This is a genomic window from Amycolatopsis keratiniphila subsp. keratiniphila (assembly GCF_001620365.2).
In the GTDB taxonomy this organism is placed as follows: domain Bacteria; phylum Actinomycetota; class Actinomycetes; order Mycobacteriales; family Pseudonocardiaceae; genus Amycolatopsis; species Amycolatopsis keratiniphila.
Genome location: NZ_LQMT02000010.1, coordinates 264,311 through 279,131, shown reverse-complemented (window position 1 = coordinate 279,131; position 14,821 = coordinate 264,311). Strand labels below are relative to the sequence as shown.

Genomic DNA, 14,821 nt, shown 5'->3' with positions numbered 1-14,821 from the left:
TCAGCGGCGCCGCAGCGACGCGTCGAGCAGCGCGGGCGGGGTGTCGTGCTTCTCCTCGGGGGCGAGGTCGGTGCCCGGGGCGACGATCTCGTCGATCGCGTCGAGGACGTCGGACGGCAGCACCGTGTCCGCGGCGGCGAGCTGTGACTGGAGGTGCTCCAGCGTGCGTGGCCCGATGATCGCGCTCGTCACCCCCGGATGCGCGACGACGAAGCCGAGCGCGAGCTGGATCAGGCTCAGTCCCGCCTGGTCGGCGACCTTGGCCAGTCGTTCGACGGCCTCCAGCCGGGTCCGGTTGACCTGCCGGGTCAGGTCGAAACGCTGCGGCAGCACGGCCGAACGGTTCGTGCTGATCTCGCGGCCCTCCCGGACCGCCCCGGACAGCCAGCCGGAGGCCAGCGGGCTCCAGGCCAGCACACCCATCCCGTACTCCTCGGTCACCGGCAGCACATGCGTTTCGATGCCGCGCTGCAGGATCGAGTAGCTCGGCTGTTCGGTGACGTACCGGCTCAGCCGGTGCTCCCGGGCGGCCCACTGGGCCTGCACGATGCGATACGCGGGGAACGTCGACGAGCCGAAGTAGCGGATCTTCCCCGCGCGCTGCAGATCCGTGAGCGCGGAAAGGGTTTCCTCGTCGCTGGTCTTCGGGTCCCAGCGGTGGACCTGGTAGAGATCGACGTGGTCGACGTCGAGGCGGCGCAGGCTGTTGTCCAGCTCGGTGACCAGCCAGCGGCGTGAAGCGCCCTGGTGGTTTCGCTCTTCGCCCATCGGCATGCTCGCCTTCGTGGCGAGCACGATGTCTTCGCGACGGCCGGCGATGGCCTTCCCGACCATCTTTTCCGACTCGCCGGCGCTGTACATGTCGGCGGTGTCGATGAGATTGACGCCGCCCTCCAGCGCGGCGTCGACGATGGCCGTGGCCTCGTCCTGGGTGGTGCGCCCGATCGCGCCGAAGTTCATCGCGCCCAGCGCGAGAGTGCTGACCTGGACACCGGTCCTGCCCAAGGTGCGGTACTGCATGACGGGGTCCTCCATGGCAAGATAAGCAAGCGGAACGTTGCTCCGCTAACGATACGGAGCACTGTTCCGTTTGGCAAGCCCGGTGGTGGAGGAGTGGTGTGATGAGTGAAGAGGGCACCAAAGGCAAGCGCGCGGACGCCCGGCGCAACGAGAAGACCTTGCTCGACGCCGCGGCCGCCGTCTTCGTCACGTCGGGTGTCGAGGCGCCGGTCCGCGACATCGCGGCCAAGGCGGGCGTCGGGATGGGCACGATCTACCGGCATTTCCCGACCAGGGCCGACCTCATCATCGCCGTCTACCGGCACCAGGTCGACGCGTGCGCCGAAGCCGGGCCGGAACTGCTGGCGTCGAGCGATTCCCCGTACGAGGCGTTGCGGCGCTGGATCGACCTCTTCGTCGATTTCCTGGTCACCAAACACGGACTGGCCGCGGTACTGCAGTCGGACAACGCCGGGTTCGAGACGCTGCACGCCTACTTCCTCGACACCCTCCTGCCGGTGTGCGCCCGCTTGCTCGGCGCGGCGGCGGAGGCCGGTGAGATCCGTTCCGATCTGCAGGCGCTCGAAGTCATGCGCGGCGTCGGAAACCTCTGTATCGGCGCCGAAAACGATCCGCGCTACAACGCGCGCAAGATGGTCGAGGTCCTCATCGCGGGGCTCAAGGTCTAGGCGGTGTCCGGCAAGGACACGGCTCAGCCGTTCAACATCTTCAGGAATCCGTTCTCCCAGGCGACCGGGTCCGCGTCGTAGCCGACGTTCTGCGAAGTGCCCTTCGGTGTCACATAGGTGCGGCCCGCCGCGGCGCCGTCCTGCCGCACGTCGACCTTCGCCTTCCGCAGCTTCACCGGGCTCACGGCGTCGAGCACCTCGGACGAGGCGAGCGTGTCCCACCAGAACGCCGAACCGTCCTCGATGTACGGCGCGAGGTCGGGCTGCGTGACGATCGCGTGCACCAGTTTCGCTTCCGGCGTCCGGCCTTCACGACCGAGGCGCTCCACATAGGACGGTGTGATGGGGACGTCGTTCGTGGCGTCGAGCGGGACGATGTCGACCCGGCGGAGCCCGGCGAACACCTTGTCCGCCGACGCGGGGTCGAGCCACATGTTGACCTCTTGAGTGCCGTCGAACTTTTCCGCGCCGGGGCCGAACAGGTTGCCGGGGACGTCGAAGGCGCCGCCCATCACCGCGAGCCGCGAAATCCGCTGCGCCACACCGGGAACGTCCATCGCCTTCGCGACATTGGTGAGCGGGCCGGTCGCGATCACCACCACGGGCTTCGCCGACTTGAGCACCGTCGCCGCGAGCAGGGTCGACGCCCGGATCTTCGACGGGCGGTCCGGCACCCCGGCGTCCCCGAGCGCGCCGGTGAGGATGCTTTCGGTCCAGGCACGGCCATCGGCGGGCATCGGGTTCACGCCGGTGTCGGAGCCGTCGGCGACCGGGATTCCGGACAGACCGCATTTCGCGAGCGCCGTCCGCACGTGCGTCAGCGCGCGCCCGGGTGTCCCGGCGCCGTTGTTGGTGACGGTGACCGCTCGCAGGTCGATCCGGCGCTGTTCGTGTGCCTGGCACAGATAAGCGAGGGTCGCGATGTCCGCGAAGTCGGAATCACCGTCGAAGACGACAGGGACGGGGGAAGCGGCCGAGGCGGCGGGGGCGGCGACGGCACCCAGGACGCAGGCGAGCAGAACGGCGAGCACGGTACGAGGTGCGGACATGGCGTCACCGTAGCGAGGATTCGCGGCGGGACCTAGGTCCTCTTCGAAGCCGAATACGTGGCGACGGCCCATTCCGCGCGCTACAACTCGGATATGGAACGTACACAGTGTTGTGTGGTGGGGGGCGGTCCGGCGGGGATGGTGCTCGGACTCCTGTTGGCGCGGGCCGGGGTCGAGGTCACCGTTCTCGAAAAACACAAGGACTTCTTCCGCGATTTCCGCGGTGACACGGTGCATCCGCCGACGTTGATGCTGCTCGACGAACTCGGCCTCGGCGACCGGTTCGCGGAACTCCCGTCGAAACGGCTGGAAAAGATGCGGATGGTGTTCGGCGACGCGTCGATCGTCGCCGCCGATTTCAGCCGAGTTCCCGGGCCGCACAAGTACATCGAGATGGTCCCGCAATGGGATTTCCTGAACCTGCTCGCCGAAGCGGCGGCCGTCGAACCGACGTTCACCCTCCGGATGGGCGCGGAGGTGACCGGCCTGCGCGAGGGCGGCGGGGTGCGTTACCGCGATTCCGAGGGCGTGGAAAGGGATTTGGCCGCGACGCTGGTGGTCGGCTGCGACGGCCGGGATTCCCTGGTGCGCGCGGAAGCGGGGCTCGTGCCGGACGAGTACGAAGTGCCGATGGACGTGTGGTGGGTCCGTGTGCCCAAATTCGAGGAGACGGGTGAGGCGGCCGAGGTGTTCGGCTGTTTCGCGGACGGCCTCGCCGGGATGACGATGGACCGCGGCGACTACTACCAGACGTCGTACCTGATCAGGAAGGGGCAGGACGAGGCGCTGCGTGCCGAGGGCATCGAGAAGTTCCGCGAACGTATCGGCGGCCTGTTCGGCTGGGGAGAGCGCGAACTCGCCGAGATCCGCGATTGGGACGACGTCAAACTGCTGAACGTCCGGATGTCCAAGCTCCCGCACTGGTATTCCGATCGGGTGCTCTGCATCGGCGACGCCGCGCACGCGATGTCGCCCGCCGGCGGGATGGGCGTCAACGTCGCGATTCAGGACGCGGTGGCGGCCGCGCGGATCCTCGCCGCCCCACTGCTGAGCGGCACGCTGACCGCCCGCCATCTGAGCCGGGTCCAGCGCCGCCGGAACTTCGCCGTCACCCTGATCCAGCTGCAGCAGCTGGGGGAGCACAAGATGCTCATCGAGCCCGCCCTCGACGGAAGGCTGAACGAGCGGACCATCCCCCTGCTCCTCCGGATCTCGGACCGGTTCCCGATGCTCACGGCCGTTGGCGCGTTCCTGGGTGGCATCGGTCCCCTTCGTGAGAAGACCCCGGCCTTCGCCCGCCGAGGCACAATGGAGGGGTGAGCGATCCACTGGCGGGCTTCGTCGGCTTCGCGGAGGCATTGCGCGAAGCAGGGTTGCCGTGCGAAGCACACCGAACCCAGGCGTATCTCGAGGCCGTCAGCGCGATCGACCTCACCGATCCCGAACAGCTGTACTGGGCCGGACGGCTGACGCTCTGCGCGGATCCCGACGACCTCCCGCGCTACGACGCCGCGTTCGACGGCTGGTTCGCCGACCAGAAGACCGCGCCACCGCGACGAGGCCGCGAGGCGGCTCCGAAGCGCGCCAGGATCGCGACGCTCGCCCAGGCGGGCCAGGGCGAATCCGGCGCGGAACCCGACGAGCTCCGCGTGGCGGCGAGCGCGGAAGAGATCCTGCGCCACCGGGACCTCGCCGAGCTGAGCGTCACCGAACGCGCTCACCTGCGGGAACTGCTCGCGAAACTGCGTCCGGCGCTCCCGCCGCGGTCGTCACCGCGCCGCCGCGCCGCCCGGCGGGGAACTCTCGACCCGTCGCGCACTCTCCGGGCGATGCTGGCCGGCGGCGGCGAACCCGTACGCCTGGCGTATCGGCGGCGAAGTACCAAACCGCGCCGTCTCGTCCTCCTGATCGACGTTTCCGGCTCGATGGGGCCGTACGCCGACGCGCTCTTGCGGTTCGCGCACGTCGTCGCCCGGCGTGCTCCCGGCCGGGTCGAGGTGTTCACGCTGGGCACCCGGCTCACCAGGGTCTCCCGCCAGCTGCGGCTGCGCGATCCCGAGCACGCGATGCTCGCCGCGGCCGCCGCGGTCCCCGATTTCGCGGGCGGGACCCGGCTCGGCGAGACCCTGCGGGCGTTCCTCGACCGGTGGGGACAACGCGGCGTGGCCAGGCGATCCGTGGTCACCGTGTTCTCCGACGGCTGGGAACGGGGCGACACCGCCCTGCTCGGCGAGCAGCTCGCCAGGCTGCGGCGGCTCGCGCACGTCGTATTCTGGGTGAATCCGCACGCGGGGCGGGCGGGTTACGCTCCCGTGCAGTCCGGCATCGTGGCCGCGCTCCCGTACCTCGATCGGCTGCTCGCCGGGCACAGCTTGGCCACCTTGGAACGACTTCTCGTGGAGATCGCCGATGCGTGACGTACTGGACGAACTGCACCGCCGCTGGGCGGCAGGCGAGACGGTGGGGGTCGGCACGGTGGTGGCGACGTTCTCGTCGGCGCCGCGGAGCCCCGGCGCGGCGATGCTCGTCGCCCCGGACGGCACGGTCACCGGCAGTGTCTCCGGCGGCTGCGTCGAAGGCGCCGTCTACGAGCTCGCGCAGCAGGTGGTCGCCGAACGCACGCCCGTGTTGCAGCGCTACGGCGTCTCAGACGACGATGCGTTCGCCGTCGGGCTGACCTGTGGCGGGATCATCGACATCTACGTCCAGCACATCGACCGCGACTCGATGCCGGAGCTGGGCGACGTCGTCGAATCGGTCCACAGTGGACAGCCGGTCGCCGTGGTCACGGTGATCGAGCACGAACGCGAGGGCATGGTCGGTGAGCATCTGATCGTCTGGCCGGATCGCGTCGCCGGTTCGCTCGGTTCGTCACGGATGGACGACGCCGTGGCCGACGACGCGCGCGGCATGCTCGCCGGCGGCCGCACCGGCACGCTGCACTACGGGCCGGACGGGCAGCGCCGCGGCGAGGGTATGACGGTCTTCGTCAACTCCTTCGAGCCGCCCGCGCGCCTGCTGGTCTTCGGCGCGATCGACTTCGCGGCCGCGATGGCGAAGATGGGCGCGTATCTCGGCTACCAGGTCACGGTCTGCGACGCGCGGCCCGTGTTCGCGACGAAGAGCCGTTTCCCCGACGCGCACGAGGTCGTCGTCGACTGGCCGCATCGCTATCTCAAGGCGGAAGCCGAAGCCGGCCGGGTCGACGGCCGCACCGCGATCGCCGTGCTCACCCACGACCCGAAGTTCGACGTGCCGCTGCTGGAGGTCGCGTTGCGCCTCGACGTCGGTTACGTCGGCGCGATGGGCTCGCGCAAGACCCACGACGACCGCTTCGCCCGCCTGCGCGAAGCCGGGGTCACCGAGGCGGAACTCGAACGGCTGTCTTCGCCGATCGGGCTCGATCTCGGCGCGCGGACCCCGGAGGAGACCGCGGTGTCGATCGCGGCGGAGATCATCGCCCTGCGCTGGAGCGGCTCGGGATCGCGGCTCGCCGAGCTCAGCGGCCGGATCCACGGCTGAACCCGGGCACCGGGACCGCCTGACTCGACTTGACCACCTCGAAGGCGGGCAGGGTTTCGAACCGTTTGACGTGCTTGTCGAACAGTTTCCTTGCCAGGTACCGGCTCGCCTTGAGATCCGGGGTGAGCAGCACGACGACGTAGTCCCACTGCCCGACGATGCTGTAGCAGTGCTGGACGCGGGGTTCGGCCAGCATGCGCTCGCGGAAGGCCGTGTGGCTCTTCTCGTCGTCGTCGGTCAGCGCGACCAGGATGACCGACGTCATCCCCGCGCCGAGCGCCTCCGGATCGAGCACGGCGACCTCGGCGCGGATCACCCCCTCGGCACGCAGCCGGGTCAGCCTCCGCTGGACCGCGCTGGGGGAGAGGCCGACGGCGTCGCCCAGGTCGTGCAAGGGGCGGGCCGCGTCCGCCTGGACGAGGTCGAGCAGCAGGTGGTCGAGCTCGTCGAGAGGCACGCAAGATTTTTGCACGTGGGCGGGAAAATTTACAATCGGCGTGATCGGCTCCCGGCCTAGCTTGAGTGTCATGGACCTGCAGCTGGAGAACGTCGCCGAGGCGGCGAAGGTGATCGACCCCGTCTTCCTGAACACCCCGCAGTACAGCGATGAACAGCTGAACGGGCAGCTCGGCCGTCACGTGCTGGTGAAGGTCGAGACGCTGAACCCGTTGCGCAGCTTCAAGGGCCGCGGTGCGGACTATTTCGCCGCCGGGCTGGAGCCGGGGACCACCATGGTGTGCGGGACCAGCGGCAACTTCGGGCAGGCCGTCGCGTTCGCCGCCCGGAAACACGGTCTGCGGGCCGAGGTGTTCGTCCCGGCCGACGTCTCGCCGGTCAAACTCCGGCGGATGAAGACGCTGGGCGCGCGGGTGCGCCGGGTCGAAGGCGAGGCGAAGGTCGCCGCGGCCGCCTTCGCCGCCGAAGCCCCCGATCGCGTCTTCGTGGTGGACGGCCGCGAGCCCGCCATCTCCGAAGGCGCGGGCACGATCGGGGTGGAACTGGCGCGGGAGGACGGGATCGACACGGTCGTGCTCCCGGTCGGCGACGGCGCCCTGATCGCCGGGGTCGCGCTGTGGCTCAAGGCCCATACGCCGGATGTCCGGATCGTCGGCGTCGGGACCACGTCGGCGCCCGCCATGGCGAAGAGCTGGCTGGCGGGCGAGCCGATCACCGTCGACCGGGCCGACTCGTTCGCCGGCGGAATCTCCATCCGCACGCCGGAACCCGAATCCATCCGGCGGCTGCGGTCGCTCGTGGACGATTTCGTGCTGGTCGAGAACGACGATCTGCGGGCGGCCATGCGGCTGGGCGCGGAAACCCTCGGTGTCCTGCCGGAACCCGCGGGGGCGGCGGGCCTGGCCGCGCTGACCGTGCACGACATCCCGGGCGACCGGGTCGCCACCGTGATCACCGGGGCGAACGCGGTCTCACCGGCGGCGTGGTCGTGAGTGGCGATTCGGGTCAGGCACAGGCGCGGCGTGACTGGAGGCGTGACTCGCGTGAACAGGGACGTAACTCGCGTGATTGGATGCCGCACTCGCGAGTTCCGCCTCTGATCACGCGAGTTCCGGCTTCAATCACGCGAGTTCCGCCTTCGATCACGTAAGTGCGGACTTTGGCCGTGGCTGATCGGGGGCCGGGTCCGTGAAGGCCTCCTTGCCTACCCTGAAGGTAGTGAAGGGGGCCTTCACGTACTTCAGGGACCCAAACCGGTGGTCGTGAGTGGCGTTTCGGCTTAGAACCCGAAACGCCACTCACGACCACATGTACCGAATGGACACTCGCGCTTTTCCCGCATCTGCGCCGTTTCTCCCTAGCTGGCACCGCATCTGCGGACTCAGGCGCGAGTCACCCCCTGGTGGGGGTTGCCCTGGCAGGCCCTGAGTAGCACGCTCGACTGTGAGTCCGATCACGGTCGCTCCGGGGTCGGTCCGTGACAACCGAATGACCGGCCGCTCCCGAACGACCCCGGACCAGCGCGGGGTTTCTCTTGCTTTTGGAGGCCTGATGCGCATCACCGTCACCGTCGACGGCACCAGCTACACAGACGACGTCGAGCCCCGCACCCTCCTCGTGCATCATCTGCGCGAACGGCTCGGGAAGGTAGGCACCGTGGTCGGTTGCGACACCAGCAACTGCGGCGCCTGCACCGTCCATCTCGACGGGCACAGCGTGAAATCCTGTTCGGTGCTCGCGGTCCAGGCCGACGGCTGCGAGGTCACCACGATCGAGGGACTCGCCCGCGACGGCGAACTCCACCCGGTGCAGAAGGCCTTCCACGAGAATCACGCGCTCCAGTGCGGATTCTGCACGCCCGGCATGATCATGCAGTCGATCGACCTGCTCGCCGACAATCCCGACCCGGACGAGAAGGCCGTCCGCGAAGGACTCGAGGGCAACCTGTGCCGGTGCACGGGCTATCAGAACATCGTCCGCGCGGTCCGCGACGCCGCCCACGAGATGCGGCCCGGCGCCGGTCCCGAGGCCGAGCGGCTCGCTTCGGACACCGCCTCCCGTGTCGGCGCGGGTGGTGAGTGATGACCTCCACGATCGAACCGGAGGTCGGCAAGTCCCGCCGCCGCAAGGAGGACGAGCGCCTCATCACCGGCCGGACCCGCTGGACCGACAACCTGACCCTGCCCGGCATGCTCCACCTCGCCGTGCTCCGCAGCCCGTTCGCGCACGCCAAGATCGTCTCGATCGACGTCACCGAAGCGAAATCCGCGCCCGGCGTGGTCGCGGTCTTCACCGGGAAGGACCTCGACCCCGAGGGCGCCATCGGCATGCCGTGCGCGTGGCCGGTCACACCGGACATGAAGTCGCCGAGGAGGCCCATCCTCGCTTCGGACACGGTGAACTTCGCCGGTGAGGGTGTCGCGGTGGTCGTCGCCCGCACATCGGCCGAAGCGCACGACGCGCTCGAAATGATCGACGTCGACTACGACGAACTGCCGGTCGTCCTCGGCCTGGAGAACGCGATCGCCGAGGGCGCGCCGCTGGTGCACGAGGAGCTCGGCACCAACCAGAACGCCGTGTGGGTCTTCGATTCCGCCGACGCGGGAACGGGTTCCAGCGTCGAAGACGCGATCTCGAACTCCGAGGTCGTGCTCAAGCGGCGGTTCCGTCAGCAGCGCCTGGTGCCGGCGTTCATGGAACCGCGGGCGTGCGTCGTGGACCCGACGGGCAATCAGCTGGTGATGTGGTCGGCCACCCAGGTCCCGCACATCCTCAAGACGATGACCGCGGCCACGCTCGGCCTGCCCGAGCACAAGGTGCGGGTGATCGCGCCGGACGTCGGCGGCGGGTTCGGCGGCAAGATCGCCGTGCTGCCCGAAGAGATGATGTCGACGCTCATCGCCAAACGGCTCGGCAAACCCGTCAAGTGGACCGAGTCCCGGTCGGAGACGATGGTCGCCGCGCACCACGGCCGCGACCAGATCCAGGACCTCACCATCACCGCGAACCGCGACGGAACGGTGACCGGCCTGAAGGTCGAACTGCTCGCCGACATGGGCGCGTACCTCGGCCTCGTCGGCCCCGGCGTGCCGATCCTCGGCGCGTTCATGTTCAACGCGATCTACAAGTTCCCGGCGTACCACTTCGCCTGTACCAACGTGTTCACCAACACCACGCTCACCGACGCGTATCGCGGCGCCGGGCGGCCGGAGGCCACGTTCGGGATCGAGCGGATGATGGACGAACTCGCCGTCGAACTGGGCATGGACCCGATGGAGATCCGCGAGAAGAACTGGATCAAGCACGAGGAGTTCCCGTTCACCACGGTGGCCGGGCTGACCTACGACTCGGGCAACTACGAGGCCGCCACCGCCAAGGCCAAGCAGCTCTTCGACTACGACGGTCTCCGCCGCGAGCAGAAGGAACGGCGGGAATCGGGCGACCCGGTCCAGCTCGGCATCGGCATCTCGACGTTCACCGAGATGTGCGGGCTCGCACCGTCGCGGGTGCTCGGCTCGCTGGACTACGCGGCGGGCGGCTGGGAGCACGCGGAGATCCGGGTGCTGCCCACCGGCAAGATCGAGGTCATCACCGGCGCCTCCGCGCACGGACAGGGCCACGAGACGGCGTGGAGCCAGATCGTCGCCGACAAACTCGGCGTTCCGTTCGAGGACATCGAGGTCATCCACGGCGACACCCAGTCCTCGCACAAGGGCATGGACACCTACGGCTCCCGGTCGCTGGTGGTCGGCGGCATCGCGGTGGTCAAGGCGGCGGACAAGGTGCTCGCCAAGGCCAAACCGATCGCGGCGCATCTGATGGAGTGTTCCGAGGACGACCTCGAATTCTCGGCGGGCAAGTTCTCGGTCAAGGGCACGGATTCCTCGACGTCCATCCAGGACATCGCGTGGGCCGTGTTCTCGGCGCACAACCTGCCCGACGGCGTCGAGCCCTCGCTGGACTCGTCGGACACGTTCGATCCGGAGAACTTCTCCTTCCCGCACGGCACGCATCTCTGCGCGGCCGAGGTCGACACGGAGACCGGACGCGTGCGGTTGCGCTCCTACGTCTGCGTCGACGACGTCGGCGTGGCAGTGAACCCGCTGATCGTCGAAGGCCAGGTGCACGGCGGGCTCGCGCAGGGCATCGCGCAGGCGTTGTTCGAGGAGGCCGTCCACGACGAAGGCGGCACGCTGACCACGGGGACGTTCGCCGACTACCTGCTGCCGTCGGCGGCGGATCTGCCCAGCTTCACCACCGACCGCACCGAGACCCCGTCGACGACGAATCCGTTGGGCGCCAAGGGGGTCGGGGAGGCGGGCACGATCGCCTCGACCCCGGCGGTGGTCAACGCCGTTGTCGACGCCGTCCGGCATTTCGGGGTGAACGACATCGAAATGCCGTTGACCCCGATGCGGGTCTGGCACGCCATCCAGCACGGGTCGGCCGCCGCGGGCGGGCTGGGCTCGGAAGCCGGTGGCGGTCTCGGTTCGATCGACGCCACCGGAGGTGCCCAGTGATCCCGGCCCCGTTCGACTACGTCGCTCCGTCCACAGTGGACGAAGCGATCGGCGCGCTCGCCGAAGCAGGTGAGGACGCCAAGGTGCTGGCCGGCGGGCAGAGCCTGCTGCCGGTACTGCGGATGCGGCTCGCCACGCCGACCACGCTGGTCGACCTCGGGAAGATCGCCGAGCTGCGCGGCGTCCGCGAAGACGGCGACGCGCTGGTGATCGGCTCGATGACCACGCATTACGACGTCCAGCGCGACGCGACGGTCGCCGAACACGCCGCGTTGCTCAAGGCCGCCACCGACACGGTGGCCGATCCGCAGATCCGCCACCGCGGCACGTTCGGCGGCGCCATCGCGCACGCCGATCCCGCCGGTGACCTGCTGGCACCGGTGCTCGCGCTCGGCTGCGAACTCGTCGTCGCCGGGCCGGGCGGGCGGCGGACGGTGGCCGCGGCGGACTTCTTCCAGGACATGTTCACCACCGCGCTCGCCGCGGACGAACTGCTGGTCGAGGTCCGGGTGCCGAAGCACACCGGCTGGCAGGCCCACTACGAGAAGTTCAACCGGGTCGCGCAGGCGTGGTCGATGGTCGCGGTCGCGGCCTGCGTCCGCACCGAGGCGGGCACCATCGAGGAGGCGCGGGTCGCGCTCACCAACATGGGCTCGACGCCGGTGCGGGCGGCCGGGGTGGAGGAGGCGCTGGTCGGCTGCGCGGCCACCGCCGAGGCGATCCGCGGTGCCGCCGAACGCGCGGCCGAGGGGACGAACCCCACGGCCGACGGCAATTCCGACGTCGAATATCGGCAGCACCTCGCGCGGGTGCTGACCGGCCGCGCGGTACTCGCCGCGGCGGGCTCCTAGTCAGAAGGGAGGTCGGCCCGTGCGGCTCGACCACGAATTCACCGTTCCCTCGCCGGTCGGCGAGGTCTGGAAGGCCGTCGTCGACCCGGAACGGGTGGCGCCGTGCATGCCGGGCGCCACCGTCACCGAGGTCGACGGGGACGCCTTCAAAGGCACGGTGAAGGTCAAGCTCGGGCCGATCTCCCTGCTCTACAAGGGAACCGGCCACTTCGTCGAGAAGGACGCCGACGCGAAGAAAGTGGTGATCAAGGCAGCGGGCAAAGACGCCAGGGGAGCGGGCACGGCGTCGGCGACGGTGACGCTCACCCTGACCGAGAAGGACGGCGTCACCCATGGCGCCGTCGCCACCGATCTGGCGGTCACCGGTAAGCCGGCGCAGTTCGGGCGAGGGATGATCTCCGAGGTCGGCGGCAAGATCCTCGACTCTTTCGCGGAGTGCCTGTCCGGAAAGCTCGGTACGCCTGAGCCTGAGAAACCGAAGGAGCACCCGCCGTTGAAGGCGGTGAAGCCGGTGTCGGAGGGCGAAGCCATCGACCTGATGGAGTACGCGGGTGAATCCGTGGTCAAGCGGGCGGCTCCGGTGCTGGTGGCCGTCGCCGGGGTGCTCCTGATCGTCGCCATCGTGCGGGCTGTGACGCAGCGGACGAAATAGCTGCTTCCGGGAGCCGTTGAACCCGGTATGAAGGCGGATCACGAAGTCGACGTGGCGGTGATCGGGGCGGGTCAGGCCGGTCTGTCGGCGGCGTATCACCTGCGCCGCGCGGGATTCGTCAACGAGGCGGGTTTCGTCGTGCTCGACCACGGCAAACGGCCCGGCGGCGCGTGGCAGTACCGCTGGCCTTCGCTGATCGTGGAGAAGGTCCACGGCATCTATGACCTCCCCGGGATGGCCTTCGGCACCCCGGATCCGAAGCTGCCCGCCGCCGAGGTTGTCTCCGAGTACTTCGGTCGCTTCGAACGCACCTACGACCTCCCGGTCCATCGTCCGGTCGATGTCCTGTCGGTGAGTGCCGAGGACGATCGGCTGGTCGTGGCGAGCGCGACGGAAACGTGGGCCGCGCGGGCGGTGATCAGCGCGACCGGCACCTGGGACCGGCCGTTCTGGCCGCACTATCCCGGGCAGGAGACCTTCCGCGGCCGCCAGTTGCACACCGCCGACTACACCGGCGTCGAGGTCTTCCGCGGGAAGCGGGTCGTCGTGGTCGGCGGTGGTTCGTCGGCCGTCCAGCTGCTGCTGGAGATCGCGCCGTTCGCGCGTTCGACGCGCTGGGTGACCCGGCGCCCGCCGGTGTGGCGCGAAGAGCCGTTCAGCGAGGACTGGGGCCGTGAGGCCGTCGCGAAGGTCGACCGTCGCGTCCGAGAGGGCCTGCCGCCGGAGAGCGTCGTCAGCGTGACCGATCTGGCCGTGACCCCCGAAGTACGCGCGGGGCTGGACGCGGGCGTCCTCGACCGCCGGCCGATGTTCCACCGGATCACGCCGGACGGCGTGGAGTGGGCGGACGGCACCTTCGAGCCCGCCGACGTCATCCTGTGGGCCACCGGATTCCGTGCCGCGATCGACCATCTGGCGCCGCTGCACCTGCGTGCCGCCGGGGGCGGGATCCGGATGGACGGCACCCGCGTCGTCGCCGAACCGCGGCTGCACCTGGTCGGCTACGGGCCGTCCGCCAGCACGGTCGGCGCGAACCGGGCGGGCCGCGCGGCCGTCACCGAGATCCGGCGCCTGCTCGGACGCTGAGCCCGTCGAGGATCGCGGCCAAGCCGGCGGGCCGCCGGAAGAATCCGGCGTGGCTGCTTGCGAGGTCGTGGACGTCGAACAGGTTGTCCGGGGTGAGCGCGTCGCCCTCGGCGATGTAAAGGTCCTGCGCGGCGAGCGGCATCGAGCGGTCTTCGGTCAGCCTGACGAAGGTGCGCGGGATCCGGCCCCAGGAGTCCTTGTCCGCGCGAAGATCCCATTCCTGCCCGGTCAGCCAGAACACCTCGTCCGGCTGGCTCGTGACCACGACCTGGAGGAACTGCTCCTCGGTGAGTTCGGCGGCGATGGCCTGCCGTAACGCGTCGCGCTGGGCGCGGTCGGCGCCACGCCAGTTGACCCGGACGAATCCCTGCCGCGATGGGTCGCCGACGAGGAGTGGTGCCGTCGCGGGGAAGAGCGCCGACGACGACCACGCGGGCGACGCCGGGTACTCGCCGGGCGCGCGGTCCACCGGGCACTGGGCGGCGATGTAGACGACGCGGTCGATCAGTTCGGGGATCGCGTTGGCGGCGGCGGTCACCGGGAGCCCGCCGAAACTGTGCGCGACGAGGAAGACGGGGCCGTGATGACGCACCCGCTGGACCGCCTCGACGACCTGCCGGACGAAGTCGTCCGCGGTCACGTCGCTCATCATCGACGGCTCGGCCGCGAACGCTTCGAGGTCCTGTTCGTGATAGGCCCTGGTGAATCCCGCGCCCCGGCCGGGAAGGTCGATCGCGAGCGTTCGATGTCCCCTGGCCGCCATTTCCCGCTGAACGGCCGTCCAGGAGTGTGCCGAACTTCCCGAACCGTGCACGAAGACGAAGGTGGGAATCATGCGTTCGATTGTGGCGGAATCGAGAGCGGGAAAGTGAGCGGTCGCCCTAAAGGGTGGTGAAGAAGGAACGGCCGGGCGTTCTCCTTTATCGGCCGGTATCTCGCGAAGAGCGCGTCACTCCTTTGGCAAGGGAAACGAAAACCACGGAATTCGCACTGGGGG

The 14,821-nt window shown here is 69.4% G+C and carries 14 protein-coding genes; 10 read left to right on the top strand and 4 right to left on the bottom strand.

Features of this window, described 5'->3' with window-relative positions; translation table 11 throughout:
* The gene (locus AVR91_RS09525) at positions 1–1,020 is read right to left on the bottom strand and encodes an aldo/keto reductase (protein WP_063274986.1); all 1,020 of its coding nucleotides are present in this window, start codon (positions 1,018–1,020) and stop codon (positions 1–3) included.
* A 101-nt stretch (positions 1,021–1,121) separates the two neighbouring features.
* Here AVR91_RS09525 and AVR91_RS09520 point away from each other — a divergent pair, with 101 nt between their 5' ends.
* A complete protein-coding gene (locus tag AVR91_RS09520) occupies positions 1,122–1,688 on the top strand; it encodes a TetR/AcrR family transcriptional regulator (RefSeq protein WP_063274943.1) in 567 nt (188 codons plus the stop codon).
* A gap of 23 nt (positions 1,689–1,711) precedes the next feature.
* Here the strand turns inward: AVR91_RS09520 and AVR91_RS09515 are convergent, their stop codons facing one another.
* Complete coding sequence (locus tag AVR91_RS09515; protein WP_063274942.1) at positions 1,712–2,737, bottom strand: nucleoside hydrolase; 1,026 nt, start codon at positions 2,735–2,737, stop codon at positions 1,712–1,714.
* Between the two features lie 93 nt (positions 2,738–2,830).
* Between AVR91_RS09515 and AVR91_RS09510 the strand changes: the two genes are divergently transcribed.
* The 3 genes from AVR91_RS09510 to AVR91_RS09500 are packed head-to-tail and all read left to right on the top strand — an operon-like array spanning position 2,831 to position 6,259.
* The gene (locus AVR91_RS09510) at positions 2,831–4,057 is read left to right on the top strand and encodes an FAD-dependent oxidoreductase (RefSeq protein ID WP_076857309.1); all 1,227 of its coding nucleotides are present in this window, start codon (positions 2,831–2,833) and stop codon (positions 4,055–4,057) included.
* The gene (locus AVR91_RS09505; protein WP_063274941.1) at positions 4,054–5,154 is read left to right on the top strand and encodes a vWA domain-containing protein; all 1,101 of its coding nucleotides are present in this window, start codon (positions 4,054–4,056) and stop codon (positions 5,152–5,154) included. The genes AVR91_RS09510 and AVR91_RS09505 overlap by 4 nt, the downstream gene beginning before the upstream one ends.
* Entirely contained in the window at positions 5,147–6,259 is a 1,113-nt protein-coding gene (locus AVR91_RS09500; RefSeq protein WP_063274940.1) for an XdhC family protein, read from the top strand. The genes AVR91_RS09505 and AVR91_RS09500 overlap by 8 nt, the downstream gene beginning before the upstream one ends.
* Here AVR91_RS09500 and AVR91_RS09495 read toward each other — a convergent pair.
* On the bottom strand, positions 6,237–6,716 hold the full coding sequence (locus tag AVR91_RS09495; RefSeq protein WP_063274939.1) for an Lrp/AsnC family transcriptional regulator: 480 nt from the start codon (positions 6,714–6,716) through the stop codon (positions 6,237–6,239). The genes AVR91_RS09500 and AVR91_RS09495 overlap by 23 nt on opposite strands.
* Positions 6,717–6,786: 70 nt before the next feature.
* On the opposite strand from AVR91_RS09495, the gene AVR91_RS09490 reads away from it, so the two are divergent.
* The 6 genes from AVR91_RS09490 (at position 6,787) to AVR91_RS09465 (ending at position 13,824) form a co-directional block, all read left to right on the top strand.
* Complete coding sequence (locus AVR91_RS09490) at positions 6,787–7,707, top strand: threonine ammonia-lyase (protein ID WP_063274938.1); 921 nt, start codon at positions 6,787–6,789, stop codon at positions 7,705–7,707.
* Positions 7,708–8,266: 559 nt separating this feature from the next.
* Positions 8,267–8,797, top strand: a complete 531-nt coding sequence (locus tag AVR91_RS09485; protein ID WP_016336316.1) for a (2Fe-2S)-binding protein — start codon at positions 8,267–8,269, stop codon at positions 8,795–8,797.
* Entirely contained in the window at positions 8,797–11,235 is a 2,439-nt protein-coding gene (locus tag AVR91_RS09480; RefSeq protein WP_063274937.1) for a xanthine dehydrogenase family protein molybdopterin-binding subunit, read from the top strand. Before AVR91_RS09485 ends, AVR91_RS09480 begins: the two co-directional genes overlap by 1 nt.
* Positions 11,232–12,086 (top strand): FAD binding domain-containing protein, encoded by an 855-nt coding sequence (locus AVR91_RS09475; protein ID WP_063274936.1) that lies wholly within the window; start codon positions 11,232–11,234, stop codon positions 12,084–12,086. The genes AVR91_RS09480 and AVR91_RS09475 overlap by 4 nt, the downstream gene beginning before the upstream one ends.
* A gap of 19 nt (positions 12,087–12,105) precedes the next feature.
* Positions 12,106–12,738: an SRPBCC domain-containing protein gene (locus tag AVR91_RS09470; RefSeq protein WP_063274935.1), complete on the top strand. Its 633-nt coding sequence runs from the start codon at positions 12,106–12,108 to the stop codon at positions 12,736–12,738.
* A gap of 27 nt (positions 12,739–12,765) precedes the next feature.
* Positions 12,766–13,824, top strand: coding sequence for an NAD(P)-binding domain-containing protein (locus tag AVR91_RS09465; protein ID WP_063274934.1), 1,059 nt, complete (start codon positions 12,766–12,768; stop codon positions 13,822–13,824).
* Here AVR91_RS09465 and AVR91_RS09460 read toward each other — a convergent pair.
* Positions 13,793–14,659 (bottom strand): alpha/beta hydrolase, encoded by an 867-nt coding sequence (locus AVR91_RS09460; RefSeq protein WP_063274933.1) that lies wholly within the window; start codon positions 14,657–14,659, stop codon positions 13,793–13,795. The genes AVR91_RS09465 and AVR91_RS09460 overlap by 32 nt on opposite strands.
* Positions 14,660–14,821: the final 162 nt, after the last annotated feature.